At 75.3% G+C, this 25,206-nt stretch carries 22 protein-coding genes and 1 pseudogene; 14 read left to right on the forward strand and 9 right to left on the reverse strand.

Annotated elements, in window-relative coordinates; translation table 11 throughout:
* Positions 1-473: 473 nt before the first annotated feature.
* A complete protein-coding gene (gene polX / locus IF43_RS0107560; protein WP_030195783.1) occupies positions 474-2,195 on the forward strand; it encodes a DNA polymerase/3'-5' exonuclease PolX in 1,722 nt (573 codons plus the stop codon).
* A gap of 34 nt (positions 2,196-2,229) precedes the next feature.
* Here the strand turns inward: polX and IF43_RS42440 are convergent, their stop codons facing one another.
* Positions 2,230-2,433, reverse strand: coding sequence for a ferredoxin (locus IF43_RS42440; protein ID WP_030195784.1), 204 nt, complete (start codon positions 2,431-2,433; stop codon positions 2,230-2,232).
* Between the two features lie 161 nt (positions 2,434-2,594).
* Here IF43_RS42440 and IF43_RS36160 point away from each other — a divergent pair.
* Positions 2,595-3,307 (forward strand): annotated as a pseudogene (locus IF43_RS36160) (aldo/keto reductase).
* Between the two features lie 248 nt (positions 3,308-3,555).
* Here IF43_RS36160 and fusA read toward each other — a convergent pair.
* Positions 3,556-5,649 carry an elongation factor G gene (fusA, locus tag IF43_RS0107575; protein WP_030195786.1) on the reverse strand — a complete coding sequence of 698 codons (2,094 nt, stop codon included), beginning with the start codon at positions 5,647-5,649 and terminating at the stop codon, positions 3,556-3,558.
* A gap of 635 nt (positions 5,650-6,284) precedes the next feature.
* Between fusA and IF43_RS0107580 the strand changes: the two genes are divergently transcribed.
* Positions 6,285-6,767 (forward strand): HXXEE domain-containing protein, encoded by a 483-nt coding sequence (locus tag IF43_RS0107580; protein WP_030195788.1) that lies wholly within the window; start codon positions 6,285-6,287, stop codon positions 6,765-6,767.
* Positions 6,768-6,867: 100 nt separating this feature from the next.
* The gene (locus IF43_RS0107585) at positions 6,868-8,859 is read left to right on the forward strand and encodes a glycoside hydrolase family 5 protein (RefSeq protein WP_234331995.1); all 1,992 of its coding nucleotides are present in this window, start codon (positions 6,868-6,870) and stop codon (positions 8,857-8,859) included.
* An 87-nt stretch (positions 8,860-8,946) separates the two neighbouring features.
* On the opposite strand, the gene IF43_RS0107590 is transcribed toward IF43_RS0107585, so the two are convergent.
* Positions 8,947-9,420: an SgcJ/EcaC family oxidoreductase gene (locus tag IF43_RS0107590; RefSeq protein WP_037887612.1), complete on the reverse strand. Its 474-nt coding sequence runs from the start codon at positions 9,418-9,420 to the stop codon at positions 8,947-8,949.
* 91 nt (positions 9,421-9,511) lie between these two features.
* On the opposite strand from IF43_RS0107590, the gene IF43_RS0107595 reads away from it, so the two are divergent.
* A complete protein-coding gene (locus IF43_RS0107595) occupies positions 9,512-9,970 on the forward strand; it encodes a MarR family winged helix-turn-helix transcriptional regulator (RefSeq protein ID WP_234331998.1) in 459 nt (152 codons plus the stop codon).
* A gap of 112 nt (positions 9,971-10,082) precedes the next feature.
* Positions 10,083-10,829 (forward strand): hypothetical protein, encoded by a 747-nt coding sequence (locus tag IF43_RS38670; protein WP_234331999.1) that lies wholly within the window; start codon positions 10,083-10,085, stop codon positions 10,827-10,829.
* Between the two features lie 56 nt (positions 10,830-10,885).
* On the opposite strand, the gene IF43_RS0107605 is transcribed toward IF43_RS38670, so the two are convergent.
* A complete protein-coding gene (locus IF43_RS0107605) occupies positions 10,886-11,683 on the reverse strand; it encodes an SGNH/GDSL hydrolase family protein (protein WP_030195798.1) in 798 nt (265 codons plus the stop codon).
* Positions 11,684-11,874: 191 nt separating this feature from the next.
* On the opposite strand from IF43_RS0107605, the gene IF43_RS0107610 reads away from it, so the two are divergent.
* The 3 genes from IF43_RS0107610 (at position 11,875) to IF43_RS0107620 (ending at position 14,154) form a co-directional block, all read left to right on the forward strand.
* Positions 11,875-12,303 carry a hypothetical protein gene (locus tag IF43_RS0107610; protein WP_051794847.1) on the forward strand — a complete coding sequence of 143 codons (429 nt, stop codon included), beginning with the start codon at positions 11,875-11,877 and terminating at the stop codon, positions 12,301-12,303.
* A 238-nt stretch (positions 12,304-12,541) separates the two neighbouring features.
* The gene (gene sigK, locus IF43_RS0107615; RefSeq protein ID WP_051794849.1) at positions 12,542-13,132 is read left to right on the forward strand and encodes an ECF RNA polymerase sigma factor SigK; all 591 of its coding nucleotides are present in this window, start codon (positions 12,542-12,544) and stop codon (positions 13,130-13,132) included.
* Positions 13,132-14,154, forward strand: a complete 1,023-nt coding sequence (locus tag IF43_RS0107620; RefSeq protein ID WP_051794851.1) for an anti-sigma factor — start codon at positions 13,132-13,134, stop codon at positions 14,152-14,154. Before sigK ends, IF43_RS0107620 begins: the two co-directional genes overlap by 1 nt.
* Positions 14,155-14,360: 206 nt before the next feature.
* Here IF43_RS0107620 and IF43_RS0107625 read toward each other — a convergent pair whose 3' ends face one another.
* Together IF43_RS0107625 and IF43_RS0107630 are read right to left on the reverse strand one after the other, a co-directional pair.
* On the reverse strand, positions 14,361-15,347 hold the full coding sequence (locus IF43_RS0107625; protein ID WP_037887616.1) for a DUF1648 domain-containing protein: 987 nt from the start codon (positions 15,345-15,347) through the stop codon (positions 14,361-14,363).
* A 176-nt stretch (positions 15,348-15,523) separates the two neighbouring features.
* On the reverse strand, positions 15,524-15,871 hold the full coding sequence (locus IF43_RS0107630; RefSeq protein WP_030195811.1) for a GntR family transcriptional regulator: 348 nt from the start codon (positions 15,869-15,871) through the stop codon (positions 15,524-15,526).
* 412 nt (positions 15,872-16,283) lie between these two features.
* On the opposite strand from IF43_RS0107630, the gene IF43_RS40460 reads away from it, so the two are divergent.
* The 3 genes from IF43_RS40460 to IF43_RS0107645 all read left to right on the forward strand — a co-directional run bounded on the left by IF43_RS40460 (position 16,284) and on the right by IF43_RS0107645 (position 19,781).
* The gene (locus IF43_RS40460) at positions 16,284-18,443 is read left to right on the forward strand and encodes a choice-of-anchor A family protein (RefSeq protein WP_107048427.1); all 2,160 of its coding nucleotides are present in this window, start codon (positions 16,284-16,286) and stop codon (positions 18,441-18,443) included.
* A gap of 44 nt (positions 18,444-18,487) precedes the next feature.
* Positions 18,488-19,243 (forward strand): IclR family transcriptional regulator, encoded by a 756-nt coding sequence (locus IF43_RS0107640; RefSeq protein WP_030195814.1) that lies wholly within the window; start codon positions 18,488-18,490, stop codon positions 19,241-19,243.
* Between the two features lie 211 nt (positions 19,244-19,454).
* Positions 19,455-19,781, forward strand: coding sequence for a putative quinol monooxygenase (locus IF43_RS0107645; RefSeq protein ID WP_030195815.1), 327 nt, complete (start codon positions 19,455-19,457; stop codon positions 19,779-19,781).
* On the opposite strand, the gene IF43_RS0107650 is transcribed toward IF43_RS0107645, so the two are convergent.
* Together IF43_RS0107650 and IF43_RS0107655 are read right to left on the reverse strand one after the other, a co-directional pair.
* Positions 19,765-20,721: an arylamine N-acetyltransferase gene (locus IF43_RS0107650; protein WP_063753281.1), complete on the reverse strand. Its 957-nt coding sequence runs from the start codon at positions 20,719-20,721 to the stop codon at positions 19,765-19,767. The genes IF43_RS0107645 and IF43_RS0107650 overlap by 17 nt on opposite strands.
* A 101-nt stretch (positions 20,722-20,822) precedes the next feature.
* Positions 20,823-21,596: an alpha/beta fold hydrolase gene (locus tag IF43_RS0107655; RefSeq protein ID WP_030195817.1), complete on the reverse strand. Its 774-nt coding sequence runs from the start codon at positions 21,594-21,596 to the stop codon at positions 20,823-20,825.
* Positions 21,597-22,216: 620 nt separating this feature from the next.
* Here IF43_RS0107655 and IF43_RS41480 point away from each other — a divergent pair.
* Positions 22,217-22,432 carry a hypothetical protein gene (locus IF43_RS41480; RefSeq protein ID WP_158939200.1) on the forward strand — a complete coding sequence of 72 codons (216 nt, stop codon included), beginning with the start codon at positions 22,217-22,219 and terminating at the stop codon, positions 22,430-22,432.
* Between the two features lie 150 nt (positions 22,433-22,582).
* Here IF43_RS41480 and IF43_RS0107665 read toward each other — a convergent pair whose 3' ends face one another.
* On the reverse strand, positions 22,583-23,242 hold the full coding sequence (locus IF43_RS0107665) for a TetR/AcrR family transcriptional regulator (protein WP_037887618.1): 660 nt from the start codon (positions 23,240-23,242) through the stop codon (positions 22,583-22,585).
* Between the two features lie 337 nt (positions 23,243-23,579).
* On the opposite strand from IF43_RS0107665, the gene IF43_RS0107670 reads away from it, so the two are divergent.
* On the forward strand, positions 23,580-25,151 hold the full coding sequence (locus tag IF43_RS0107670; RefSeq protein WP_030195819.1) for a S8 family peptidase: 1,572 nt from the start codon (positions 23,580-23,582) through the stop codon (positions 25,149-25,151).
* Positions 25,152-25,206 lie beyond the last annotated feature (55 nt).

The following is a 25,206-nucleotide window of genomic DNA, read 5'->3' on the forward strand; positions in this document are numbered from 1 at the left end:
CCCGACCACCGGGGACGTCGACACCCCGCTCCCAGCCAGGAGGAGGTGTCCGGCGGACGGCACCGACGGGCGGAGCGGCCCGGGGAACGGCGGCGGGTCGGGGGGCGGCCCTCGCGCCGGCGAGGTGGTCCTGCGGCAGGGCGTGGCGGAACTGGTGGACCGGTCCGGTGCGGTTCCCGAGTCCGGGCCGTCCCCGGACCGTCCCCGGACCCGGGAACCGGGCCCTGGATCCCGGCTCCCGAGTCCCCGTACGGGCCAACGAGGGGCACCGCCCCGGGGCACGCCCGGACCCCGGCCGGCGGCGGCACCGGGGGGCGCACCTGCCAGCCGCCCCGCGCCCCGGCCCGCGCCCCCGCCCCCGCCCGCGCCCCGACTGCGCCGCCTCCACCTCCACGACCGCCACGACACCACCGCCGCCCCCACACCCACGCCCACGAAACGCACCCCGCTCCCCGCGGGCGCACCCTGGAGGTATGGCCCGGGCCAACGACGACGTGGCGGCCGTGCTCCAGGAGTACGCCGACCTCGTCGCGATCAGCGGCGGCGACGCCTTCCGGGTGCGCTCGTACGAGAAGGCCGCGCGCGCCATCGGCGGGTACCCGGCGGACGTCGCCCGGCTCGACGCCAAGGGCCTGCAGGAGATCCCGAACGTCGGCAGGTCGATCGCGGAGAAGGTCCTCGCCTACCTCGGTACCGGCCGCCTACCGGCCCTCGACGAGGCCCGTGCGGCGATCCCGGCCGGCGTGCGCGAGCTGACCAGGATCCCGGGGCTGGGGCCGCGCAAGGCGCTGGTCCTCCACGACGAGCTCGGCATCTCCTCCGTGCAGCAGCTGCGGGACGCGATCGACGCCGAGAAACTGCGCGACCTCAAGGGCTTCGGGGAGCGGACGGAGGAGAACATCCTGCACGGCATCGCCCTCCTGGAGCAGTCCGGCGACCGCATCCTGCTCAGCACCGCCACGGACGTGGCCGAGCGGATCCTGGCGGAGCTCTCGCAGCTGCCCGGCTGCCGGGACGCGGCGTACGCCGGCTCGTTGCGCCGCATGCGGGACACCATCGGTGACGTGGACGTCCTGGTGGCCGCGGAGCGCCCGGCACGCTTCATGACGGCGCTGACCCGGCTGCCCGAGACCGCCGAGGTCATCGCGCACGGCGACAAGAAGACGTCCGTACGGACGGAGTCGGGCCTCCAGGTCGACCTGCGGGTGCTGCCGCCGGGCTCGTTCGGCGCGGGCCTGCAGTACTTCACCGGTTCCAAGGCGCACAACATCCGCACCCGGGAGCTGGCGGTCCGGAACGGCCTCAAGCTCTCCGAGTACGGGGTCTTCGACGCGGAGAGCGGCGACGTCCTCGCGTCGGAGACCGAGGAGGAGGTCTACGCCCGGCTCGGCCTGCCCTGGATCCCGCCGACGCTGCGCGAGGACCGGGGCGAGGTCGCGGCCGGGCTGCGCGGCGAGCTGCCGGAGCTCGTCACCGAGGAGGACGTCCGGGGCGACCTGCACACCCACACCGACCTGACCGACGGGCTCGCCCCGCTCGAGGACATGGTCGCGGCCGCGGCCGACCGCGGGTACGCGTACTACGCGGTCACCGACCACGCTCCGAACCTCGCCATGCAGCGCATGACCGCCGAGAAGATGCTGGTCCAGCGCGAGCAGGTGCGGGCGCTGGACCGGAAGCACCACGGGATGCGGCTGCTGCACGGCACGGAGCTGAACATCGGCCCGGACGGCTCACTGGACTGGCCGGACGAGTTCCTGGCCGGCTTCGACCTGTGCGTGGCGTCGGTGCACTCCCATTTCACCCAGAGCCGGGCGGATCTGACCCGCCGTCTGGTCCGGGCCTGCGAGAACCCGTACGTCAACGTGATCGGCCACCCCACGACGCGGCGCCTCGGCAGCCGGCCGCCGATCGACGCCGACCTCGACGCGGTGTTCGAGGCCGCCGCGCGGACCGGGACGGCGCTCGAGGTCAACGCGCACCCGGAGCGGCTGGACCTGTGCGACGAGGACATCCTGCGGGCCCGCGAGCACGGGGTGAAGTTCGCGATCGACTCCGACGCGCACGCCACCACGCACCTCGCCTACCTGCGCTACGGCGTGGGCACAGCCCAGCGGGGCTGGCTGACGCCCGACGACGTCGTCAACACCTGGCCGCTGACGAAGCTGCGCCGCTTCCTGCGCAAAGGACGCTGAGGCCGGCCAGCGCCTTGGCGTCCCGGCCCGACCCTCAGCCCGCGTCGACCCGGATCGCCTGGACGGGGCAGGCTCGTACCGCTTCCTTGACCATCGGGTCCCCGGCGGCGCTCTGCCAGTCGGGGGCCAGCTCCCCGAAGCCGTCGTCGTCCGAGCCGAAGACCCGGGGCGCGGTCAGCGCGCACATGCCGCTGCCGATGCACAGGGTGTGGTCGATGCTGATCTTTGTCTCGGACACGTCGGGTCCGTCCCTTCCGAAGTCCCGCACGGGGGTGTGAGCGCAGGCCATGCTCCCCGGTGAAGGTCCGCCGGGGACGCCACCCGCCCGGGGGTCCACCCCAACGAGTGGCGGAGCCGACGGACCGGGGGCACGTGCACGGTCGATGAGATGATCACCGGATGACTTCTGACGACCTCTCCGCGGCGGCCGCGGGCAGTTGGACCCTCGGCGACCTGACGGTCAACCGGATCGGCTTCGGCGCCATGCGCCTGCCCCAGTTCGGCAGGGCCCTCGAGACGGGCGCGGTCCCCCGCGACCGGGACCGGGCGGTCGGCGTGCTGCGCCGGGCCGTCGAGCTCGGGGTGAACCACATCGACACGGCGGCCTTCTACTTCTCGGCCCTGCGCTCGGCCAACGAGCTGATCAACCGGGCCCTGTCGCCGTACCGGGACGACATCGTGATCGCGACCAAGGTGGGTCCGGGGCGGGACCCCTCCGGCGAGTGGCTCGACCACGCCGGGCCCGGACAGCTGCGCGGCCAGGTCGAGGAGAACCTGCGCCAGCTCGGCCGCGACCACCTCGACCTGGTGAACCTGCGCGTGCTCGGCACCGCGCCGGTGGCCGAGCGGTTCGGCGTGCTGGCGGAGTTGCGGGAGGCGGGGCTGATCCGGCACCTGGGCCTGTCCAACGTCACCCCCGAACACCTCGCCGAGGGAGCCCGGCACAGGTCCGGCTGGCCTGGACCCTGCACCGGGGGCCGCACGTGCTGGCCATCCCCGGCACCGGGAACCCCGCCCACCTCGAGGCCAACGTGGCTGCGGGCGCGCTGCGGTTGTCGGAGGAGGAGCTGGCGCTGCTGGAGGGGGTTCACCGGGCGGGCGGGATCGAGTGAGGGGGTGAGGGGGCAGCGCAGGCACTCCACGTGAGTGAGGGCTTCCACCTGTGGTGTGTGGGTCCCCTCGGCGCTTGAGCCGTCACGGCCCGCAGGCCTCCCCCAGCTACCGCTGGGGGAGGCCTGCGGCAGGCACTGCCCGGAGGGCCGGGCCGGAAAGCCAGGCCCGAAGGCCAGGGCCCGGGGCCTGGGGATGGCCCCGGGCCCCGGGCCCGGCCGCCACGGGCCGGGGCCGCGGCCGGCCCGGGCTACCCGCCGAGCACCTGTGCCGCCACCGGGGCCGGGACGGGCCGGCGGCCGGCCGGGCGGGCCGTGAACGTGGCCCGGCCCCGGGTGCGGCCGCGCAGGGCGGACGCGTACCCGAACAGCTCGGCCAGCGGTACGGTCGCCGTGACCTGTGCCGTGCCCCCGGCGCCGAGGCCGCCCTCGGCTCCGGCGGTGGAGCCGGTGACCCGGCCGCGCCTCGCCCCGAGGTCGCCGAGCACCCCGCCGACGCAGTCGTCCGGAGCGGTGACCGTGACCTCGGCCACCGGCTCCAGGAGCCGCAGCTCGCAGGCCCGCAGCGCCTCGCGGAGCGCGAAGCGGCCGGCGGCCCGGAAGGCGAGCTCCGAGGAGTCCTTCGAGTGCGTGGCGCCATCGGTGAGCACCACCCGCAGGCCGGTCACGGGATGACCGCCCAAGGGCCCTTCGGCCAAGGCGTCGCGGCAGCCGGCCTCGACCGCCCGTGCGTACTCCTGCGGCACCCTGCCGCCCACGACGGTGGACGCGAACGCGAAACCTCCCTCCAGCGGTTCGACGTCGATCACGACGTGCGCGAACTGGCCCGCGCCGCCGTCCTGTTTGACGTGTCGATGGACGTGCCCGCGCACCCCGGTCGCCACGGCCTCCCGGTAGGAGACCTGCGGGCGGCCCACGGACACCTCCACCCCGTGCTCGCGGCGGACCTTCTCCACCGCGACCTCCAGGTGGAGTTCGCCCATGCCCGAGAGCACCGTCTGCCCCGTCTCGGGGTCGGTGCGGACGGCCAGCGACGGGTCCTCCTCCGCCAGCCTGGCGAGCGCCCCCGCCAGCCTGCCGGTGTCGGTGCTGCGCCGGGCCTCCACCGCGACCGAGACCATCGGCTCGGCCGTGTGCGGAGCCTCCAGGACGACCGGTGCGCCGGGGGCGCACAGCGTGCTGCCCGGCCGGGCGGCCTTGGGGCCGACCACGGCGACGATGTCGCCGGCCACCGCCCGCTCCGCCTCGGAGTGCCGGTCGGCCTGGACCCGCAGGATGCGGGCGATCCGCTCGGTGCGCCCGGTGCCGGGGTCCAGCACCTGGTCGCCCTTGTGGACGGTGCCCGCGTACACCCGCAGGAAGGTCAGCCGGCCGGTGCTCGTCGTGGTCACCTTGAACGCGAGCGCGGTGAACGGCGCCGCCGGATCGGCGGGCCGCTCCGCGCCCCCGGACGCGGCCGGGTCGCCGACCGCCGTGCCGCGCACCGGCGGGACGTCCGCGGGCGAGGGCAGGTAGGCGAGCACGGCGTCGAGCAGCGGCTCGATGCCGCGGTTCCGGTACGCCGAACCGCACAGCACCACCACGGCCTCCCGCGCGAGGGTCAGCTCACGCAGCGCCCGGACCAGCGTCGCCTCGGTCAGCGCCGAGGTGGCGCAGTACTCCTCCAGTGCGCCCGGGTGCAGGCCCGCCACGGTCTCCTCCAGTTCCGCGCGGCGCCGGTGGGCCTCCGCGCGCAGTTCGTCGGGGACCGGTCCGGTGTCGTACGCGCCGCCCGCCGCGTCCCAGCGCAGGGCGCGCAGCCGCAGGAGGTCGACGACGCCGGTGAAGGCGTCCTCGCTGCCGATGGGCAGCTGGACGACCAGCGGTACGGCGCCCAGCCGGTCCCGGATGGAGGCGACGGCCGCGTCGAGGTCGGCGCCGGCCCGGTCCAGCTTGTTGACGAACGCCAGGCGCGGCACCCCGTACCGGTCCGCCTGCCGCCACACCGACTCGCTCTGCGGCTCGACCCCGGCGACACCGTCGAAGACGGCGACGGCTCCGTCCAACACCCGCAGGGACCGCTCGACCTCGTCGGAGAAGTCGACGTGGCCGGGGGTGTCGATGAGGTTCACCCGGTGCCCGGCCCAGTCGCAGCTGACGGCCGCGGCGAAGATGGTGATGCCGCGGTCCCGCTCCTGCGCGTCGAAGTCGGTGACGGTGGTGCCCTCGTGGACCTCGCCGCGCTTGTGGACGGTGCCGGTGGCGAAGAGGATCCGCTCGGTGAGGGTGGTCTTGCCCGCGTCGACGTGGGCGAGGATGCCGAGGTTGCGGACGGTGTGGAGGTCGGTGGTGCCGATGGCGCGCATGGCCCATGGCCTTTCGTACGAAGAATGATCAGGGCAGCGCGATTCCCGGACGGGCTACGGCCCGGAGAACACCCGGCACGCGCACCCGGCAGGGACACGGGTACGGCGGGTGGGGCGGTCCCGCAACAGGCAGGACGCGCAGGGACGCGTACACGCGTCACGGGGACACGGTGACGGCCGCGCAGCCGTCACCGCGCGGCGGAGGACACCGGGATCACGTCGTACCGGGGCCGGGGAGCGAACGCGGCGGTGCGGCAACGGCACATGGCCCGGCTCCCCTCTCTTCACACGGCGTCAGACTGGTCCACGGGTACGCGACTTCGCCCTGCGGGCGGCGCGCACAGCGAATGTAGTGAGGCGGCGGGGACGCGTGCACGTGCTTTTTTCACGACCGGACGCCCTTCGGGGGACCCCGGACGTGCACCGGGCCGTGCGACGATCACCGCATGAAGATCCCAAAGCGCGTGGTCCTGACCCCGAACTCGGCACGCACCACCGGGACCGCACGAACCCCCCGACCCCCGCGGCCCGCACGAACCGCACGAACCGTACGAACCCCGCGACCTTCCCGAACCCCGGAAACGCCACCCCCTCCCCCCGCCCGCGACCCCGTACCCCAGGCCGTCTACTGGGGGCTGTTCGCGGCCTGGGCGGCCAACGACATCGAGGAACTGCTCACGATGGCCCCGTGGTCGCGCACCGCCGGACCACGGCTGCGCGCCCGGTTCCCGCGCGTGCCGGAGCGGGTCTGGGCACGCATGGAGCTCACCCAGCCACAGGTCAACGCCGCCGTGGGCCTCATGGCCGGGCTGATCGCGGCCGCCGCGGCGGACGGTGCCCGCACGGGCGGCCGCAGCCCGTTCTTCCGTACCGTGCTCACGGGCTTCGGGCTGCACGGCGCCGTCCACATGGCCCAGTCCGCCGCCTACCGCGGCTACACCCCCGGCGTGGCGACCTCCCCGACGGTGGTGGTCCCGTACAGCATCTGGGCACTGAACCGGCTGCGCCGGGCCGGGCTGCCGCCGGCCTCGCCGGTCCTGAGCGCGGCCCTGCTCCCCCTCGCCGCAGGGGCGGCCCAAGCACTGGGCGGCCGACTGGCACGGCGCAGACGGGGCTGAGCCACACCCGCCACGCTGCCGCACGACTCTGGCGCCTCACCCAACTCGCCAGTAATTTACGGCCGTCGGACTGGTGGGCGAGCGAGAGGCGGGCGGATTCGTGAGGCGGTTCCTGCGGGCACTGGGGACGGGCGCGGCACTGTGGCTGGCGGCAGCCGGGACGGCGGCGGGCGCCGCACCCCCTGCCGGCGCCGCCCACTCCGCACACACAACGCCCGCCGGCGCGACCTCCCTCAGAAGCACGACGGCCGCCGCGGCCGCGCTCCCCGCCTCCGAAGCCACGAGCCCCGCAACCCCCGACGCGGCCCCCGCCTGGCGCCCGCCCCTTTCGACGCGCGGCCGGTACGTCGTCGACGCCGACGGCAACCGCTTCCGCATGAAGGCCGCCAACTGGGACGGGGCGCAGGGATCGTGGTCCGGATCCGGTGACGTCGCGGATCCCTCGAGCCACCACGCCGGCCAGGACGCCCACGGCATCCCGCTGGGTCTGGACCGCGTGCCGCTGCCCGCCCTGATGGCGGACTTCCACCGGCTGGGCCTCAACAGCATCCGGCTGCCGTTCTCCAACGAGATGATCCGGACCACCGCGCCCGTGCCGGACGCGGCCGTGGCCGCCAACCCTGCGCTGCGGGGCCGGACCCCGCTGCAGGTGTACGACGCCGTGGTGGCGGCCCTGGCCGCGGACGGCTTCGCGGTGATCCTCAACAACCACACCAACACGACCCGTTGGTGCTGCGGCGTGGACGGCAACGAGCGCTGGAACACCTCGCAGTCCACCCGGCAGTGGGCCGACGACTGGGTGTTCATGGCGCGGCGCTACCGATCGGAGCCCCGCGTGGTCGGCGCCGACCTGTACAACGAGGTGCGCCGCAACGTGTGGGACGACCCCAACTGGGGCCTGGGCGACGACCACGACTGGCAGGCGGCGGCCCAGCAGGCCGGCGACCGGATCCTGACCGAGGCCAACCCCGAGCTGCTCGTCGTGATCGAGGGCATCAACTGGACCGGCATCCCCGTGGACGGCTTCGCCCACGGCCGGCCCACCCTCACCCCCGCCCGCACGCTCTCCCACGCCCTCGTCCGCTCCGGCAAGCTGGTCTACTCGGCGCACTTCTACGGGTACACCGGCCCGAACCACAGCGGCGCCACCGGCCTCGGCGAGACCCACGACCCGCGCTACCAGGACCTCTCGCGCGAGGAGCTGCACCGGGTCCTGTACGACCAGGCCTTCTTCGTCTCCGGGGAGGGCGGCAAGCACTTCACCGCGCCCGTGTGGGTGAGCGAGTTCGGCATCGGGTCGGACGAGACGGGCGCGAAGCCGCGCGCCTGGTTCGGGAACATGACCGACGAACTCGTGGCCGCCGACGCTGACTTCGCGTACTGGCCGCTGGTCGGCTGGGAGGGTCACGACAGCTGGGCCATGCTGCGGTACGGGCCCTCCGGGACCCGGTCGGGGATGCTCGACGCCGGCGACTGGCGCAGCGCGCCGTGGCAGCGCCTGCTGGCCGGGCCGGAGCGGACGGGCCAGGTGGCCCGCGTACCGGTGTGGCAGCAGCTGAACACCGACCACGCCGACTTCGTCCAGTCACTCCGGGCCCGGGCGGAGGGCGACTGGGACTCCGGCGCCCGCAAGGCGGCCTGCCCGGACGGACTGCGGCTGACGGGCCTCGGGCACACGGGCGGCCGCGGGCTGTGCACCGACGCCGGGGCCGGTGACCTGCGGGCGGTGGACGGCGGGCAGATCGTGGTGCGCGACGAGCGCTTCGTCCCGGGTGGCGGCGACTGGGCGTCGGGGTACACCAAGTTCCAGTGCCCGACCGGGCAGTTCCTGATCGGGTACAGCCGGCGCGGGGAGCGCGTCTCGGCGGCCCTGTGCGCGCCGGCCCGGACGGCCCTGGGCACGGCCGGGCGGACGGTGTGGTTCGACCGCGGCGACAACCGGCCGGCCGGTGACCTCGGGGGCGACTGGGCGTCCGGCAGCTACAAGGGCCAGTGCGGGGCGGACGAGTACGCGGCCGGGATCGCCTTCACCACCCGTGTCGGCAGCCGGGGCACCCCCGACGCCCTCCTGTGCCGCCGCCTGACGCCCTGACCCGCGCCCTGAGCCTGCCTGCCCCTGACCCTGCCCTGCCCCTACCCCTGCGGACTCCAGCCCCCGACGGGTTCGCGCGGAGCCGGCTCAGCGGGCGGCGGGCCGGGTCGCGGGCTCGGCGCGGAAGGAGAAGGCCTCCATGAGGCGGCGGTGGGCGGTCTTCTGCACGGCGGCGATCCGCCACTGCCCGTCCACCTCGCGCACGACCGTGTACGTGGCCAGTTTGTCGAGCCGCTTCGGCTCCGCGCCCTTGTGGACCGCGCCGCGGGTGACGGCCACGGCCGCGTCGGCGCCCAGGAAGCGCAGGTCGGTGATCTCGACGGTGAGGCGGGTGCCCTTGAGGAACGAGTCGAACAGGGCCTGGTGGGCACGGCCGATCTCGGCTCCCCCGTGGTAGACGGTGCCGGCGAAGGTCACGTCCGTGGCGTCCGCGGTGAAGTGCTCGCCGTAGGCGGCGCCGTCGCCGCGGCCCCAGGCCTCGGCGCTGCGCCGCAGCAGGGCGCGGACGGCCTCGTGGTCGGCGGCGGTGGGGGCAGGGGTGGCGGTACGGGTGCTGGTCATGACACGTCCCTCCCATGGTAACTTCGTACATGAAGTTACTTCTTTGAAGATTTCTCTTCCTTGAGGAAGAGATTAGGGAGGGGGTCGGCTCATGTCAACGGCAGGGATGCGCTCCGACGCGAGCGAGGTCTACCGGCGCTACATGAGCGCCGTGATGCTGCACGGCCATGCCGGGGCGCGGGCCTGCGACCTGGGCGCGACGGACCTGTACGCGCTGAACATCCTGGAGCTCTCGGGGGCCATGACCCCAGGCGAGCTCGGCGCGCGCACGGGCCTGACGACGGGGCCCACCACCCGTCTGGTCGACCGGCTCGAGCAGGCGGGCTACGTGCGCCGGGCGCCCGCGCCCGGCGACCGTCGCAAGGTGCTCGTCGAGCCGGTGGGTGCGCCCGCGGAGCTCGACCGGGTGATGGCCCCGGCCCGGCAGCGGATCGCGCAGATCCTGGGCGACTACTCGCCCGAGCAACTCCGCGTGCTCTTCGACTACTTCACCCGGGCGACGGCCGCCTACCAGGAGGCGGCCGACCAGCTGCGCGCCAAGGAGGACTGACCGGGCCGGGCCGCGTCCCGTCCCGGACCCTCGCCGCGCCGCCCCCAACCCCCAACCCACCCACCCCGCATCCCGACGGCCCGCTGTCAGCGCAACCACCTACCGTCCGGGCATGGGGATCTATCTCGTGGGCGTCCACGAACGGGACTGGCGCGGCGACGACTTCGCCCCGCCGAACGGGGCCGGGACCGATGACCCGTCCGACGTGCACCAGCACGACGAGGACCGGTACGACGAGGACCGGTACGACGAGGGCAGGCGGCCGCTCGCGGCGGCGCTGGACGCGGAACTGGCGCGGCGCGGCCTGCCCCCGTACACCTTCCCCGCCCCACCCGCGAAGGCGTCGGGCCCACCCCCTGCCGGGCGGAGGCGCCGCCGCGCGTGGTGGCCACGGCCGACGGGCCCGGGCCGTCGGCGGGCGCCGGCTCCCGAACCCGGCTTCGAGGAGAAGCTGGTCGCGGGCCCCGACGGCTTCACGGCCCTGTGCGCCGCGCACCTGACGCCGGCTGAGCACGATGCCGTGTGGGGCTGGACGGTGCTGGTCCCCCTGCCGCTGACCGAGGCGCTGCGGCTCCCGGTCGCGTCCCCGCACTTCGACGAGGCGGTGGTGGCGGGAGCCGAGGGCGCACGCGCGGCCGCGCGCCGACTGGCGCGGGCCGTGGCACTGCCCGACGAGGTCCCCGTCGCCGGCACCCGACTCGCCCTGACCTCGTGGTTCCTGGACGGCGGGGCCGCGGAACTGGCCCGGGCCCGGCCGGGCCCCTGGAGCCGGGACCTCGACGCGGCCTTCCACATCGCGCTGTACCTGCGGGCGGCGGAGTACTCACTGCGGCACGGCTGCCCGATCACGTACGCCTGAACCGGCCGCGGGGCCCGCGTCCGCCCCCTACGCCACCTCGCCAACTCCCGCGGACATCAGACTCCTTCGGCGCGCAGGGGCAGCAGCCGGGGTCGCTTGGCGGTGCGACCGTCACCGGAGGAGCGGCCGAGCAGGCGGCGCAGCAGCCACGGGCCGAGGAAGCCGGCCGCCCAGCGGAGCTCGCCCGGCGCGGCCCGCCAGCCGGTCGGGCGCGGGACGGCGGGCGCGGGCAGCGGACGGGTCCACGCGTCGTCGCTGCCCTGCAGGCCGAGGGCGTGGGCGAGAGCGGCCGCGATGCGTTCGTGCCCGAGCGGACCGGCGTGCAGCCGGTCCGCGCTCCACAGGCGGGGATCGGTGACCACCGCGTGCCGGCCGAGCTCGACGAGCGTGACGCCGTGCCGCCCGGCAGCCGCGCGGATGCGGTCGTTGAGGGCGTCTACCCGGCTGCCGAGCGGCCGGGCGAGCGGGACCAGGCGGGCGACGTCGGGGAACGTCACGGTGACCACACGGGCGCCCTGGGCGGCGAATGCCGCGTACATCGCCTCCAGGTGGCCGGCCACCGCGTCGGGATCGAAGCCGGGTCGCAGCAGGTCGTTGACCCCGGCGACGACGGTGACCAGGTCGGGGCGGAGGGCGAGGGCGGGGGCCAACTGCTCCTCGCGCACCTGGTGGGCCAGGCGGCCGCGCACGGCGAGGTTGGCGTACCTCAGGCCGGGTTCGTGGGCGGCGAGGAGCTCGGCGAAGCGATCGGCGCAGCCGCGCTGGCCGGTGCTGTCGTCGCCGTCGCCGAGGCCCTCGGTCTGGCTGTCGCCCAGGGCGACGTAGCGCTGGTAGTGCGCGGGGGTGCCGGTCATGCGCCCGACGATACTCAACAATGCGAGTATTCAGAAAGGTGACTGAGGGAGCGGCCCGGAAAGTTTCTCGTCGCCGGGACCGTCCGCCGGCCCCCTCGGCTACGAATCACTGGTACACCCCGCGGGTTGCTCCCCGGGGCGGACCGGAAGCAGGACGAAGCAAGACGCAGGAAGACGAGGAGGTGCCGGCCATGACCGGGAAGCTCGGAGTCCGACGGCTGATGGTCAGCGTCGCCGCCGCGGGTCTGCTCGCCGGCGGAGCCACTGCGGCGGGGATCGGTGCGGCCACGGCCGCTCCGGCCACGGGGACCGCGGCGGTGCAGAAGGACCACGACAGGTCCGACCGGTGCGAGTGGAAGCACGGGCACTGGCAGAAGAAGTGGATCAAGGGCCACTGGGAGAAGAAGTGGGTCAGGGGCGACTGGTCCCAGGACCGTGACTGGAAGCAGGGCCACCGGGACGACGACGGCCGGTGGCACGACGGCCACTGGGAGTGGAAGCACCACGACAAGGGCCACTGGACCTGGGTGTACGTCCCCGGTCACTGGACCTGGGTCTGGGTGCAGGGACACGTGGTCTGCAAGGACCGCTGGGGCAACGGAGACGACTGGAACGGATGACCGGCCCTGAGGACGGCCGGTCCCTGGTCGCGCGGACCTTCCGGTGACGTGGACCTTCCGGTCACGTGGCAAGGTCCACGTGACCGGAAATCCGCTCGGCCGGCCCCGAGGACCGCGGCTCCCGCCGCGGGGACGCGGCCGCACACGGCCCCGGTGATGCGGCCGCCGGCGAATGGTGCTGGCATGGGAGGGGGCCGGTGCCGCCGGCAGTCCACGAGGGGAACGAGGTGCGCTGAGTGTGTCCGCCGGACGTCAACGGTCCTCCTCGGGGGACCGCAGAACAGCGGGGTCGGAGCTCGACGAACTCCTGGAGCGGACGGCGGACGGCGACCGTGAGGCGTTCACGCGGCTGTACGAGGTGGTCAGCCGCCCCGTCATGGGGATGGCCTGCACCGTGGTCAGGGACGTGGCCCAGGCCGAGGAAGTGGCCCAGGACGTCCTGGTCGAGGTGTGGCGCACGGCCGGCCGGTTCCGGGCGGAACGGGGCAGCGCCATGGCCTGGGTCCTGACACTGGCGCACCGGCGCGCCGTCGACCGGGTGCGGTCGGCGCGGGCGGCGGGCGAGCGGGAGCGCCGCAGCGCCGTACGGGACTGGGAGCGGCCGTTCGACGAGGTCGTCGAGGAGGTCGAGCGGCACCTGGAGCACGAGCGGGTGGGGCGCTGCCTCGCGGAACTGTCGCGCGCGCAGCGCGAGTGCATGGTGTTGGCGTACTACGCGGGACTGACCCACCGCGAGGTGGCGGCGGCGCTGGCGCAGCCGGTCGGCACGGTGAAGGCGCGGCTGCGGTCCGGGCTGCGGCTGGTGGGCGACTGCCTGAGGAGGCCGTGATGGCCGGCGGTGGGCCGCACGACGCGGTCGGGGCCTACGTGCTCGACGCGCTGCCGGAGGACGAGCGGCGGGTGTTCGAGGACCATCTCGCGACCTGCCCGGAGTGCACCCTGGAAGCGGTCGAACTGGGCGCGGTGGCGGCCCGCTTGGGCGCGGGCCTGGAGGCGGAGCCGCCGCCGGCGCTGCGCGGGCGGGTGCTGCGCGCGATCGGCACCGTACCGCAGGAACGGTGGCCCGCCGTGGGTGCACCGGAGCCGCCGCCCGACGGGGCCGCGGAGGGGCCGCCGCCCGCCGTGTCCCGTCCCACCGGCGGGGCCCGCTCCACCGGCATGGGTCGGGAGCCTCCGACCGCCGCCCCCGGGGCACCCCCGGCCGCCGGCGCGGCGGAGCGCCCGCACCGGGGCACGGGTCGTCCCGCCCCGCCGGCGCCGGGGCAGCGGGGCTCCCCCTCCCGCCGCCGGAGCCGCCGGCGCGTGGCGGTGGCCGTCGGCGCCGCCGTGGCGGCCGTACTGGCGCTGGCCGGGGTGGCGCTGTGGCAGCACGGCGAGGCTCGGGACGCGCACACCGTGGTGCGCCGGGCCGAGCAGCAGGTGTCGGGGGTGGCGGACGTCCTCACGGCTCCGGACGTGCAGCTGAACACGGAGGAGCTGGTGGCCGCCGGCCGTTCCACGGTGGCGGTGTCGCGGGACCGGGACGCGGCGGCGTTCTTCGCGACCGGGCTTCCGAAACTGCCCGCGGGCAAGGCGTACGAGCTCTGGTTCAGCGACTCCGGCGACTACCGGCCGGCGGGCGTGCTGGCCGGCTGGGGTGACCGGCAGCTGCGCCTGGTCGGCCCGCTGGCCCGGGCCACCGCGGTGTGCATCACGGTGGAGCCGACCGGGGGCTCGCGTACGCCGACCAGCCCGGTGGTGGCCTGGATCGGCGTGCCCCACCTGCCGGAAACCCCCCTCGACCCGCCGGACCCGTCCCCGACCGACGTCGACGTCTACCCCGAGCCGGCCGCAGGGCTGTCCTCGGAGTGACCCGGCGCCGGCACCCCGCGCACGCGTGGTCGACGGGGACGAAGACGGAGGCGGAGGGCGGAGCCGGAGTCCAAGACGAAGACGGAGGCGGAGGGCGGAGGCGGATTTCGAGACGGCGCGGACGGGGGTCGCGGGCCGGGGGCGGGGCGGCGCCCGGCCCGCCTCCGGGGAGAGGGGGTTCGCCCCGGCGGGCGGACCCGACGCGGTCAGCGGGGCGCCCGGGCCGTCAGGGCGTTGAGCAGCGCGGCGCCGCGGGCGGCGTCGTCGACGGAGACGGCGAACTCCGCGCCCGTACGCGGGCGGACCACCAGGCACTCCCCCGCGCGCAGCATGACCGTGGTGCCGTGACCGCTGAGGCGGTAGCCCCAGCCGCCGACCTGCGCCGGCCGGCGGGTCTCGACCCGGGCCGAGGCGACGTCCTGGACGGACCAGCGGCGTACCGGTCGGCCGAGCGGCCCGAAGGCCACGTCCAGCCCCCGCTCGGTCACGCGCGCGGTCACCGAGGAGCAGCCGGCCCCGGCCAGCGCGACCACGGCGAAGGGCGCGCCCACCGCCCAGCCGGCGTCCGTCGCTCCCGCTGCGGCGGCCGCCAGGGCGGCGAACGCGACCAGGCCCGCGACCACGCCCAGCAGGGACAGCCAGCGGTTCGAGGTACGTGAGAGCCAGACCAGGCGGGCCCCGTCGGGCAGTTCCACGGCCGGTCCGGCGGCCGTCACGTCCCCCGGTGCAGCAGGTGCGGGTGCGGGTGCGTCCGCCGGTGCGGGTGCGTCCGCCGGTGCGGTTCCCGGCCCCGCGGCGCGCGCGGCGGCCGCCCACCCGAGTACTCCGGCCAGCACCGCGGCCGCGGCTCCGACCGCGATCCCGGCGGCCACGGATCCGGCCTGCCGCCAGTCCGCCCGGTCCAGGTTGGCGCGCACCACCGTGGCCTGGATGCCGGTCAGGAACACCGCCGCCGCAGGCAGGACGGCGCCGAGCCCGCCGCGCGCCGGCAGGGCACCGCGCCGGACGGCGAGTCCGACGGACAGGACGAGCACCGCCCACAGCAGCGCCGGGAACAGCGCCGCCGCCCACAGCGGCATCGAGCCGTCCGGTCCTGCGCCGCCCCAGTGCGTGGCGAGCCGGTCCGGGAGCCGGCCCCTGACGGCGAGCGGCAGCCCGGCGAGCACCGCGCCGACGCCGGCGGCCCACGCCACCGCGGCCCGGCGCGGACTTCCCGCCCGGCGGGGGCCTCCGGTCGGACGTGGACTCGCGGCCCCGCGCGGGTCTCCGGTCCGACCGGGCCCGCCGGCCCGCGCACTCCCCGCGCCCCCGCCCCGCGACCGCCCTGCGCCGCCTCCCGTCGCGGCTGCGCCGCGCCCCCCGCGGTCCGTCACGACAGCCCCCTGATCATCTCGATGAGGTCGTTCCTGCTGTAGCCCAGCCGGGCCGCGTCCGCCACGAGCCCGCGCACCTGGTCCACCAGCGTCGAGCGCCGGTCGGCGCCGACCGCGACGGTCACTCCCCGGCCGCGCCGGAACTCCAGGACGCCCTCGTCCCGCAGGGTGCGCAGCGCGCGCAGGACGGTGTTCGCGTTGACGCCGAGCGCGGCGGCCAGGTCCCGGGCTGGCGGCAGCCGGTCACCGGCGGCGCACTCGCCCTCGGCGACGGCGCGCCGGACGGCGCCCGCGACCTGCTCGTGCAGCGGGGCTCCGTCGGTGGCGTCCAGTCTCAGCAGCATGATGCCAATGACACTAGCACCATTCACACCACTCCCGAGATCCACCCGTCCGGCGGGGCCGTCCGTCGCCCCACCGCACGGATCCGGCCTGCCGGCCGGCCTGCCGGACCCGGTCCGCCGCACCCCGGTCCACGCCCGGTCTACCGGCCCCGGTCCCCCCACCCCGGTCTACGCCCGGTGTGCCGGCCCGGTCGGACCTCCCCGGGCGGGTGACGCCGGAGCGGAAGACGGGCGTATGGCGAGTGTCGGCCGGCCCCGCCCCGGACACCGGGCCGCAGCCTGGCAGCCACCGCACCGCACCCCCCGTGCGCCCGCCCGCACAGCGGGCCCGGCGGGCGGCCGGCCGGTCCGCGAGTGCGACCGGGACGACGTTCGAGAAGACGCGAGGGCAGACCACCAGATGCACGGACACATGAGGGACGGACGGCGCGCACCGGTGCCGCGCTGGGCGCTCGGGCTCGCCGCAGGCGCCGTACTGGCCGCCACCACGCCCGCACTCGCGGCCGGCACCGGCCCGGACGGGACCGCGGCGCGGCCGGCGGCGGGCGCCCCCGGGCGGGCGGCGGCCGCCGCGCCGCTGCCGGGCGGGCTCGGGCCCTGCATCCCGGGCCGGTGCCCCGACCCGTTCCCCCCGGTGTCCGTCGGCACCGGGGCCAAGGGCGAGGACCGCAACATCAACATCTTCGTCGGCGGGAACTTCAGGGTCCGCGGCCGGGCAGCCGAGGCCGAGGGCAAGGTCGTGGTGCTGGGCGACTTCGACCAGGACAAGGACCCGGCCGGCAGCAGCGTGTACAACGTCGGCATCGTGGGCGCGGGTTCGCTGGTCCGGCCACCGCTCGGCTCGGACTTCCTCACCACCGGGGGCGACGTCACCGTGGCCGCCGGCGAGCGGCTGCTCGCGGACGGCGGAGTGGTGCGGCACGCCGGCGCGCTCACCGGGGTGGCGACCGGCACGCCGGTGCGGGACACCGGCGCGGCCCTCCCGTACGCCGGGCTGGCGCCCCGCCTGACCGCGGCGAGCCGGTGCTACGCGCGGGTCGACGGCAGTCCGCGCCCGAGCACGGGCACCGCGTCCAACACCGGGTCCGCCACCGTCTTCACGGGCGACGGCACCTCCGCGCTGCAGGTCTTCAACGTCGACTTCGACATGGCGGGCGCCACCGGGGGGCAGCAGGGGCTGGAGTTCCGCGGCATCCCCGCGGGGGCGACGGTCCTGGTCAACGTCCTCGGCACGACGCGCACGATCAACACGTACGTCGGGGACAGCCCGTACCGGGACCGGCTGCTGTGGAACTTCCCGGACGCCACCACCGTGAACCTGACCGGCACCGGCCAGTTCCAGGGCAGCGTGCTCATCGGCCAGGGCGCGTCCCAGGCCACCGTGTCCCTGCCCGGCATGAACGGCCGCTTCTTCACAGCCGGCGGTCTCACCCACACCTCCGCCACCTCGGGCGTCGAGTTCCACGCGTACCCGTTCAACGGCGACCTGCCCGCGTGCGGGGACGAGCCCGAGCCGACCCTGGGTGACGTCTCCGTCCTCAAGGAGGACGCGGGGACGCAGGCGCCACTGGCCGGGGCGCGCTTCGAGCTGTGGCGCGAGACCAACGCCACGGCCGGCCTCCAGACCGGCGGGGCGACACCGGACACCCTGGTGGGAGAGGCCTGCACGACGCCCACGGACGGGATCTGCGTGCGGCGGGTGCCGCTCGGCACGTACTACTGGCGGGAGACGGCGCCCCCGGACGGGTACGCCCTCCCGGACCCGGCCGTCTTCGCCGTGCCGGCACTGACCGAGGAGAACGCGGGCGCGGGCGTCTCCGTGACCGCGGCCAACACCCGCACCCCCGACCCCGGGCCGACCACCGGCCGGGTCCGGATCGTCAAGGTCGACGCGGAGAGCCGTGCGCCGCTCGGCGGCGCCGCCTTCACGCTGTGGCGCGAGACCAACGGGACCCCCGGGCTGCAGAGCGACGGGGCCGCGCCGGACACCTCGGTGACCACCTGCGCGACCTCGAGCGGCGACGGCAGCTGCACGTCGGTGCAGCCGCTGGGCACCTACTACTGGCAGGAGACGGCCGCCCCGACCGGGTACGACCTCCCGGACCCGCGCGTCTTCGGGCCGCTCGTTCTGACCGCCGGCAACGCGGCGGACGGGGTGGCGATCACCGCCTCCAACACCCGGCACGTGCCGCCGGAGCCCCCGTACGAGGGCCGGATCCTGCTGCTGAAGACCGACGCGAAGACCGGCCGCCCACTGGCCGGCGCCGTCTTCGAGCTGTGGCGGGAGACCAACGGCACGCCCGGCCTCCAGAACCGCGGCACCGGCCGGGACCTGCTCGTGGACGACGGCTGCGCCACCGACGACCAGGGCGCCTGCACCTACGACACGCTGGTCGCGGGCTCGTACTACCTGGTGGAGACCGACGTGCCGGAGGGGTACGCCTTCCCGGACGTCGACGTCGCGGGCCCCTTCGAGGTCTCGCAGCGCAACCCCGACCGGACCGTGACCGTGCGCCTGGCCAACAAGCGCGGCTACGACGGGGGGAAGGGGGACCGGCCCTCGGTCGCGTAGGGTCGGGGGCCGGGAACGGGCCCGAGCACGGGGGTGGGGCGAGGATGCCGCAGGGTGGACCGCAGTCGGTGGACCGGGCGCTGGCCGTCCTGGACGCGGTGGCCGAGGCGCCCGGCCCGGTGAGCGCCAAGGCACTGGCCCGGCAGGTGGGGTGCGCACTGTCCACGGCGTACCACCTGCTCGGGCCGCTCACCGACCGCGGGTACCTGACCCGGACGCCGCTCGGGTACGTGCCCGGGCCGCGCATCCCCGGGCTGCACCGGGCGCTGCGCCGGCACCTCGGGCCCGCGGACGGGCGGGCGGACGGCATGGCCGAGCTGCTGTCCCGGCTGCGGCGGGCCACCGGCGGCGAGGCCTACCACACGGCGTACCAGGGCGGCCGGATCACGGTGGTGGACACCACGGCCCCGGTGACGGACACGGCCAACCCGTTCGCCCCGGGCCGCGAGCTGCGCGCCCATGCCACCGCGCACGGCAAGGCGCTGCTCGCGGAGCTGCCGCGGGCGCTGCGCCGGCGGTACTTCGACGAGCACGGGATGGCCCGGCTGACCCCGGCCACCATCACCTCGGCCGAGCGGATGGAAGCGGAGCTGGCGCGGGTCCGCGGCCAGGGCTTCGCGGTCTCGATCGGCGAGGCCGACCCGGCGTACACGTGCCTGGCGCTCGCCCTGCCGGGGGCGGCCGGGGCGGGGACCGACGCGGTGCACGCGCTGTCGGTGTCGCTGCCGACGGCGGAGTACCGGCGTCGGCCGGACGCGGTCCGGCGGGCCCTTGCGGAGGCGGCGGCCGGCCGGCTGTGATGCGGGCGGACCCCGGGCCGGCGGGACCGGCGACGGAGGGCCACGGGGCGGCGGGCGCGGGCCGGCGGGACCGGGTTCGGCGGGACCGGGGCCGGCGGGACCGGGTTCGGCGGGACCGGCCGAGCTCGCGACCGGCCGGTTTTTCCGGCAGGGCCGGAAAACCGCGGCGTCGGGCGTGCTTCGCGGCGTGCCGGGTGCCAGCCTGGACGGCATGATCTTCATCGCCGTCAGGTTCACCGTCCGCCCGGAGCACGGCGACGACTGGCTCGCCATCGTCGACGACTTCACCCGCGCCACGCGCAGCGAGCCGGGCAACCTCTTCTACGACTGGTCGCGCAGTGTCGACGACCCGAACCAGTACACGCTGCTCGAGGGCTTCGCCGACGCCGCGGCGGGCGCGGCCCACGTCGCCTCCGACCACTTCAAGGCCGGTATGGAGGTGATGGCGGGCGCCATCGCCACCAAGCCCGAGATCATCCACGTGGAGGTGCCGGGGCAGGGCTGGAGCGAGATGGCCGAGCTCACCCCTCGGGGCTGAGCGGGACCCCGACCGCCCGGACCGACGTGCCCTCCGCCCCCTGGGCGGAGGGCTTGACCATGTCCTGGAGGCGGGCGACGTCGGCGGGGTCGAGGACGATGCCGAGACGCTCCAGGATGCCCGGGAGGTCGTCCGAGGTGACCTCGGTCGTGACGACCGAGCCGTCGGGCCTGCGCACGCTCCACGCCGTCCCGTCGATCCGGTACGCCGCCTCCGCGGTGAACTTCTGCGCGAAGGGCCGCGTCACGAACGGCGACCGCGGGTGGGTGCTCACGTAGTGGCTGCCCACCTCGTAGTCCACGGCGTGGTGCGGGGCGAGGGTGAACCGGTGCCGGTCGAGGCGGCCGTCCTCGTTCCGTCGGCCGTCCTCGCCGCCGTCGTAGAGCGTCCACAGGTCGGTGCCGCACGGATCGGGCGTGCGCTCCAGGCGGAACCACCAGCCCCCGGTGGAGACCTCGGCCCCGTCGACGAGCTCGGGCGGGGTGAGCGGGCCGCTGCCGAAGCCGACGTCGCACAGCCAGGTCCGGACGGGACCACCGGGGACCTCGGCCGCCGGCACGGCGAGCAGCGCGTGGGTGGCGGGCAGGGTCCTGCGGGCGCCCAGGGAGACGCGGGCGTGCAGGCCCCGGGGGCTGAAGCCGAGCGCCTCGAGGGCGGCGGCGAGGAGCAGGACGTGCTCGTAGCAGTAGCCGCCGCGACGGCGCCGCACCAGCTTGTCCTGCAGGGCGGGCAGGTCGAGGAGGACCGGCCGGCCCAGCATGATCTCGAAGTTCTCGAACGGGATCGTGGTGAGGTGCGCCCGGTACACGTCGAACAGCGTCTGCCGGGTCGCGGTGCGCGGGCCGTCGTAGCCGATCCGCGTCAGGTAGGCGTCGAGGTCGAGCCGCGCCCCCTGCCAGGGGGTCTCTGCGGTGTCCGGGGTGGGCTCGGTCGAGGACATGGCGGTTCAGCTCCTTGGGGCGTGTGGCGTTTGCGGGGTGGATCCGGGGTCGGTTCGGGTCTCGCGGCTCGCGTCTCGGTCTCGGGTCTGGGTCCGGACGGTCAGACGGTGAGGAAGTCGCGGACCACCTTGGTGAATTCCTCCGCCTGCTCGAAGACCACGATGTGGCCGGTGTCGAACTCGGCGTACTCGCTGCCGCGGATCCCCGCGTGCAGCTCGCGGTGGTTGGCCACCGGGATGGTGGCGTCCTGGGCGCAGCCGATCACCAGGGTCTCGGCCCGGACGAGGGGCAGCAGGTCACGGACGTCCAGCCGCAGGTTGAGGTCGATCTGACGCAGGACGCCGGGGGTGGGGCGCATGAAGGTGGTGTTGAGCTCGACCGCTTCGCGGCCGATGCCCTGCAGGTAGCCGCGGCTGAAGGCGGTGAGGGTGGCGTAGCGGCCGAAGGCCTCGGGGTTGTCGGCGATCTGCAGCCACACGGTCATCATGTTGCGCAGGTACTCGTCGTCGGGGTGGCTCCAGCCCGCCACGGCGACGAGGCGGCGTACGAGGTCGGGGCGCCGGGCCGCGACGGCGACCGCCAGCGGCGCGCCGAGGGAGAAGCCCATGACGTCCGCGGGGCCCAGGCCCGCGTCCTCGATGACGGCCTCCACCTGACCGGCGATCAGGTCGACGGTCAGCGCGCCGCCGTCGTCCTCCGCGGTCTGGCTGCCGGACAGTTCCGGGAGGACCACGGTGTGGCGGTCGGCGAAGGCGTCGATCAGGTGGTCCCACATCATCGAGCCGGGTCCGGTCCCGTGGACGAGGACGAGGGCGGGGCCCTGGCCGATGACGCGGTAGGGGATGCGGGCGGTGCCGACGGTGGCGACGGGCATGGCGATTCCTTCCGAAGGTGCGGGTGCTTTCCGGTCCGCGGGGCCGGTGTCCTCCCCGCCTGACTGAAACTACACCGTGCAGTGCACTTTGTACACCGGAGAGTGCATTCTGCTGGCGGAGCCTCAGGACGGGGAAGAGAAAACGCCCCCGGCGGAGGGGCATCCCATGACGTCGCGCGGGACGTCCCGGCCGGCTTCCCGGGACACGGCGCCGCGTCCCCGGGACGTCCCGGGGACGGCCGGACCGACCCGCGGCCCCGGCCCGGCCCCTACTGTTCCGTCGTCCCCACCGGCCCGGCACACCAGCCGGGGCAGGCCCGGCCGGCCCGCACGAGACCGGCCGACCTGCACGCACGAGACCGGCAGACGTGCACGGGCACGGCCAGCCGGCGCAGGACCGGCGGCCACCCGCTCCGAGTCCGGACCGCGCCACGACTCCTCCGGGACACCGCCCGATCCCCGCTCCACCCCCGACGTACGCACCGTCGTGCGCCGGGACGTCGACCGACCCGTCGTCACATCCACCACCGAGCTACGGAGATCCATGAAGCGCATCACTCGGGCCCTGGCCACCGCCGGCGGCGCCGCCGCCCTCGTCGTCGGACTCACCACCTCGGCCCATGCCGACGGCTGGGTCACCTGGCAGCACGACGCTTTGGGACCAGGACGTGTACGCGGAGCGGTGCACCGGCAACGACTACCAGCGCTGGTACGAGGTCCGCACCAGCGCCGGCTGGAAGCTCAAGCACAAGGCCACGGGCCAGTTCCTGGACAGCAACGGCACCGACGTCTACCTGCACCCCGAGAACGGCGGCCGCTACCAGCTCTGGCACTGAGCGGTCGCGCGTCCGTCCCGACACCGGGCGGACGCGCGTCAGGTCCCGTCGGACGCCACCGACGGGACCTGACGGCGCATCACGGCCGGAGGGCCGGGGTGCGCCCGGGCCGACCCCGTCCCACACCCCGCCCGAACCGGGTCGGGCCCCTCAGGCGCCGGCCGCACCGGCCCCGTACAGGCGCAGGAAGGTGTCCACGCCCGCCGTGGCGATCCGCACGAGCTCCTCGTCCGGCAGCGGCACGGCCCCCCAGAACGAGCGGTCGGCGGCCCCGCTGAAGGTCAGCAGGTTGAAGTGCTCGGCGGCGAGCACCGGATCGTCGACGGCGAGGAGCCCGAGCCCCGCGATCCGCTCGAGGTGTCCGGCCAGGTCGCGCACCGAGGCCACCGGGCCCGCCTCCAGCCACGCCTTGAGGACGTCCGGCGGGAGGTTCGCGGCCTCGGCGCGGATCGCCCGGGGCAGCGCGTAGCTGTCGGCGAGCGCCAGCACGGCCCGGGCCCGGTCGACCGCGAAGTCCGCCAGGTCGGCGCGTACGTCCACCACCTTGCGCAGGTGCCGGTCGGCGAGGGCGGCGATGTGCTCGGTGAGCTCGCCGGCCGTCTCGACGGAGGCCGTGAGGAACAGGGTCTCCTTGTCGCCGAAGTGGTTGTAGACGGTCCGCTTCGACACCCCCGCCTCGGCCGCGATCGTGTCGACGCTCGCGCGCGCGTAGCCCTCGCGGCCGAAGACCAGTGCCGCCGCCCGCACGATCGCCTCCCGCTTCTCCGGGCGACGCGATCCACCCGCCCGAGCGAGCCCTTCCGTTCCCATCCGGCCCTCCTGCCTCTCAGCGTACGTGCACTACCCCGTGCAGCGTAAAGAGCCCCCACTCCACGGGCAGGGCAGGGTAGGGCAGGGCCGAGCACGTCCGAACGGCGAGACGGCCGTCCGGACCGCTAGGGGTACACGCGTGCGACCAGAGGGACCCGACAGCGGCCGGCCGGGCCGCCCCGCAGCACGTCAGAGCCGTGCGCAGCGCGCCAACTCCCCATGACGAAAGGCCGATTGGGTGCGCGCCGCGCCGGAAGACCCCTTGCCGACGGACAGGCCGAACAGACACTCTTTCCTCTCACGGGACCGGCAGGGGGTCCCAGGGGGGAGTTCCTACATGCATGCCCAAATCCGTTCCGGGCGCCGGCGGTTCGCCGTGCTCGCCGTCGCCGCGGCGACGCTGCTCTCCGCGGGCCTGGCGGCCCAGGCCGAGGCGGCACCGCCGCCCGAGGGGGTCGTGGTCAACGCCGGGGCACCGGGCACCGTGCCCGGCAGCTACCTCGTGATCCTCAAGGACGCCGGCGCGAAGTCGCAGTCCCCGCAGGGCCGTTCGGTCGTCGAGCGGTACTCCGGGAAGATCACGCGGACCTACGACTCGGCGCTCAACGGCTACGCGGCCGAGCTGACCGCCCAGCAGGCCCGGCGGCTGGCCGCGGACCCGGCGGTGGCGCAGGTCGTCCAGGACAGCCTCGTCCACGCCGACACCACGCAGCCCGTACCGCCCTCGTGGGGGCTGGACCGGATCGACCGGCGCCGCAAGCCCGGCCAGGACAAGAAGTACACGTACCCCACCACCGCCGGCTCGGGCGTGACGGCGTACATCATCGACACCGGCGTCAACTTCACGCACCGGGACTTCGGCGGCCGCGCCAGGTCGGGCTACGACGCGGTCGCCCCGGGCACGCCGGCCGACGACGAGCAGGGGCACGGCACGCACGTGGCGGGCACCGTGGGCGGCGCCACCTTCGGCGTGGCGAAGAAGGTCAAGCTGGTCGCCGTCCGCGTGCTCGACGCGAGCGGCTCGGGCACCACCGCCCAGGTGGTGGCGGGCATCGACTGGGTGACCAAGCACGCCGTCAAGCCGGCCGTGGCCAACATGAGCCTGGGCGGTCTGCCCAACCCGGCCCTCGACACGGCGGTCCGCAACTCGATCGCGAAGGGCATCACCTACGCCGTCGCGGCGGGCAACAACAACGAGGACGCCTCGAAGCACTCGCCGGCGCGGGTGGGCACCGCCATCACGGTGGGCTCCACCCAGAGCGACGACCGGCGCTCGGACTTCTCCAACTACGGTCCGCTGGTGGACCTCTTCGCGCCCGGCACGGACATCACGTCGGCCGTCTGGTGGGACAACACCTCCTCGACGACCCTGTCGGGCACCTCCATGGCCACCCCGCACGTCGCGGGAGCGGTGGCGCTGTACCTCGCCTCGCACCGCACGGCCAGTCCGGCCACCGTGACGGCGGCGCTCAAGGCGAACTCGACGACCGGCACGATCTGGGACCGGGGCACCGGTTCGTACAACCGGCTGCTCTACGTCGGCGCCACGCCGCTGAAGCCGGTCGGCAAGCGCTTCTCGAACTCCAAGAACTACGTCATCAGCGGCAACGTCCCCGCGCTGTCGCCGGTCACCGCCAGCGGCGTGGCCGGTGCGGCCCCGAAGGACCTGGAGGTCGCGGTCTCGATCAAGTTCCCGGCGTGGGGCTTCCTCGAGCTCGCCCTGGTCGCCCCCGACGGGACCTCCTACCCGCTCAGCCTCGCCGACACCTCGTGGGACATGCCCGACGTGGGCGGCGTCTGGACCGTCAACGCCTCCGCGGAGACCGCGAACGGCACGTGGCGCCTGCGCGCCAACGACCCCTACTCCAGCAACGCCGGCTACATCGACAGCTGGCAGCTCCGCTTCTGACGGATCCGCCTCCGTCCGGCCGGACGACGGGCCGGACGGGCGTTGGGCCGTGCGG

The sequence above is a fragment of the Streptomyces sp. NRRL S-87 genome (assembly GCF_000719335.1).
Classification (GTDB): domain Bacteria; phylum Actinomycetota; class Actinomycetes; order Streptomycetales; family Streptomycetaceae; genus Streptomyces.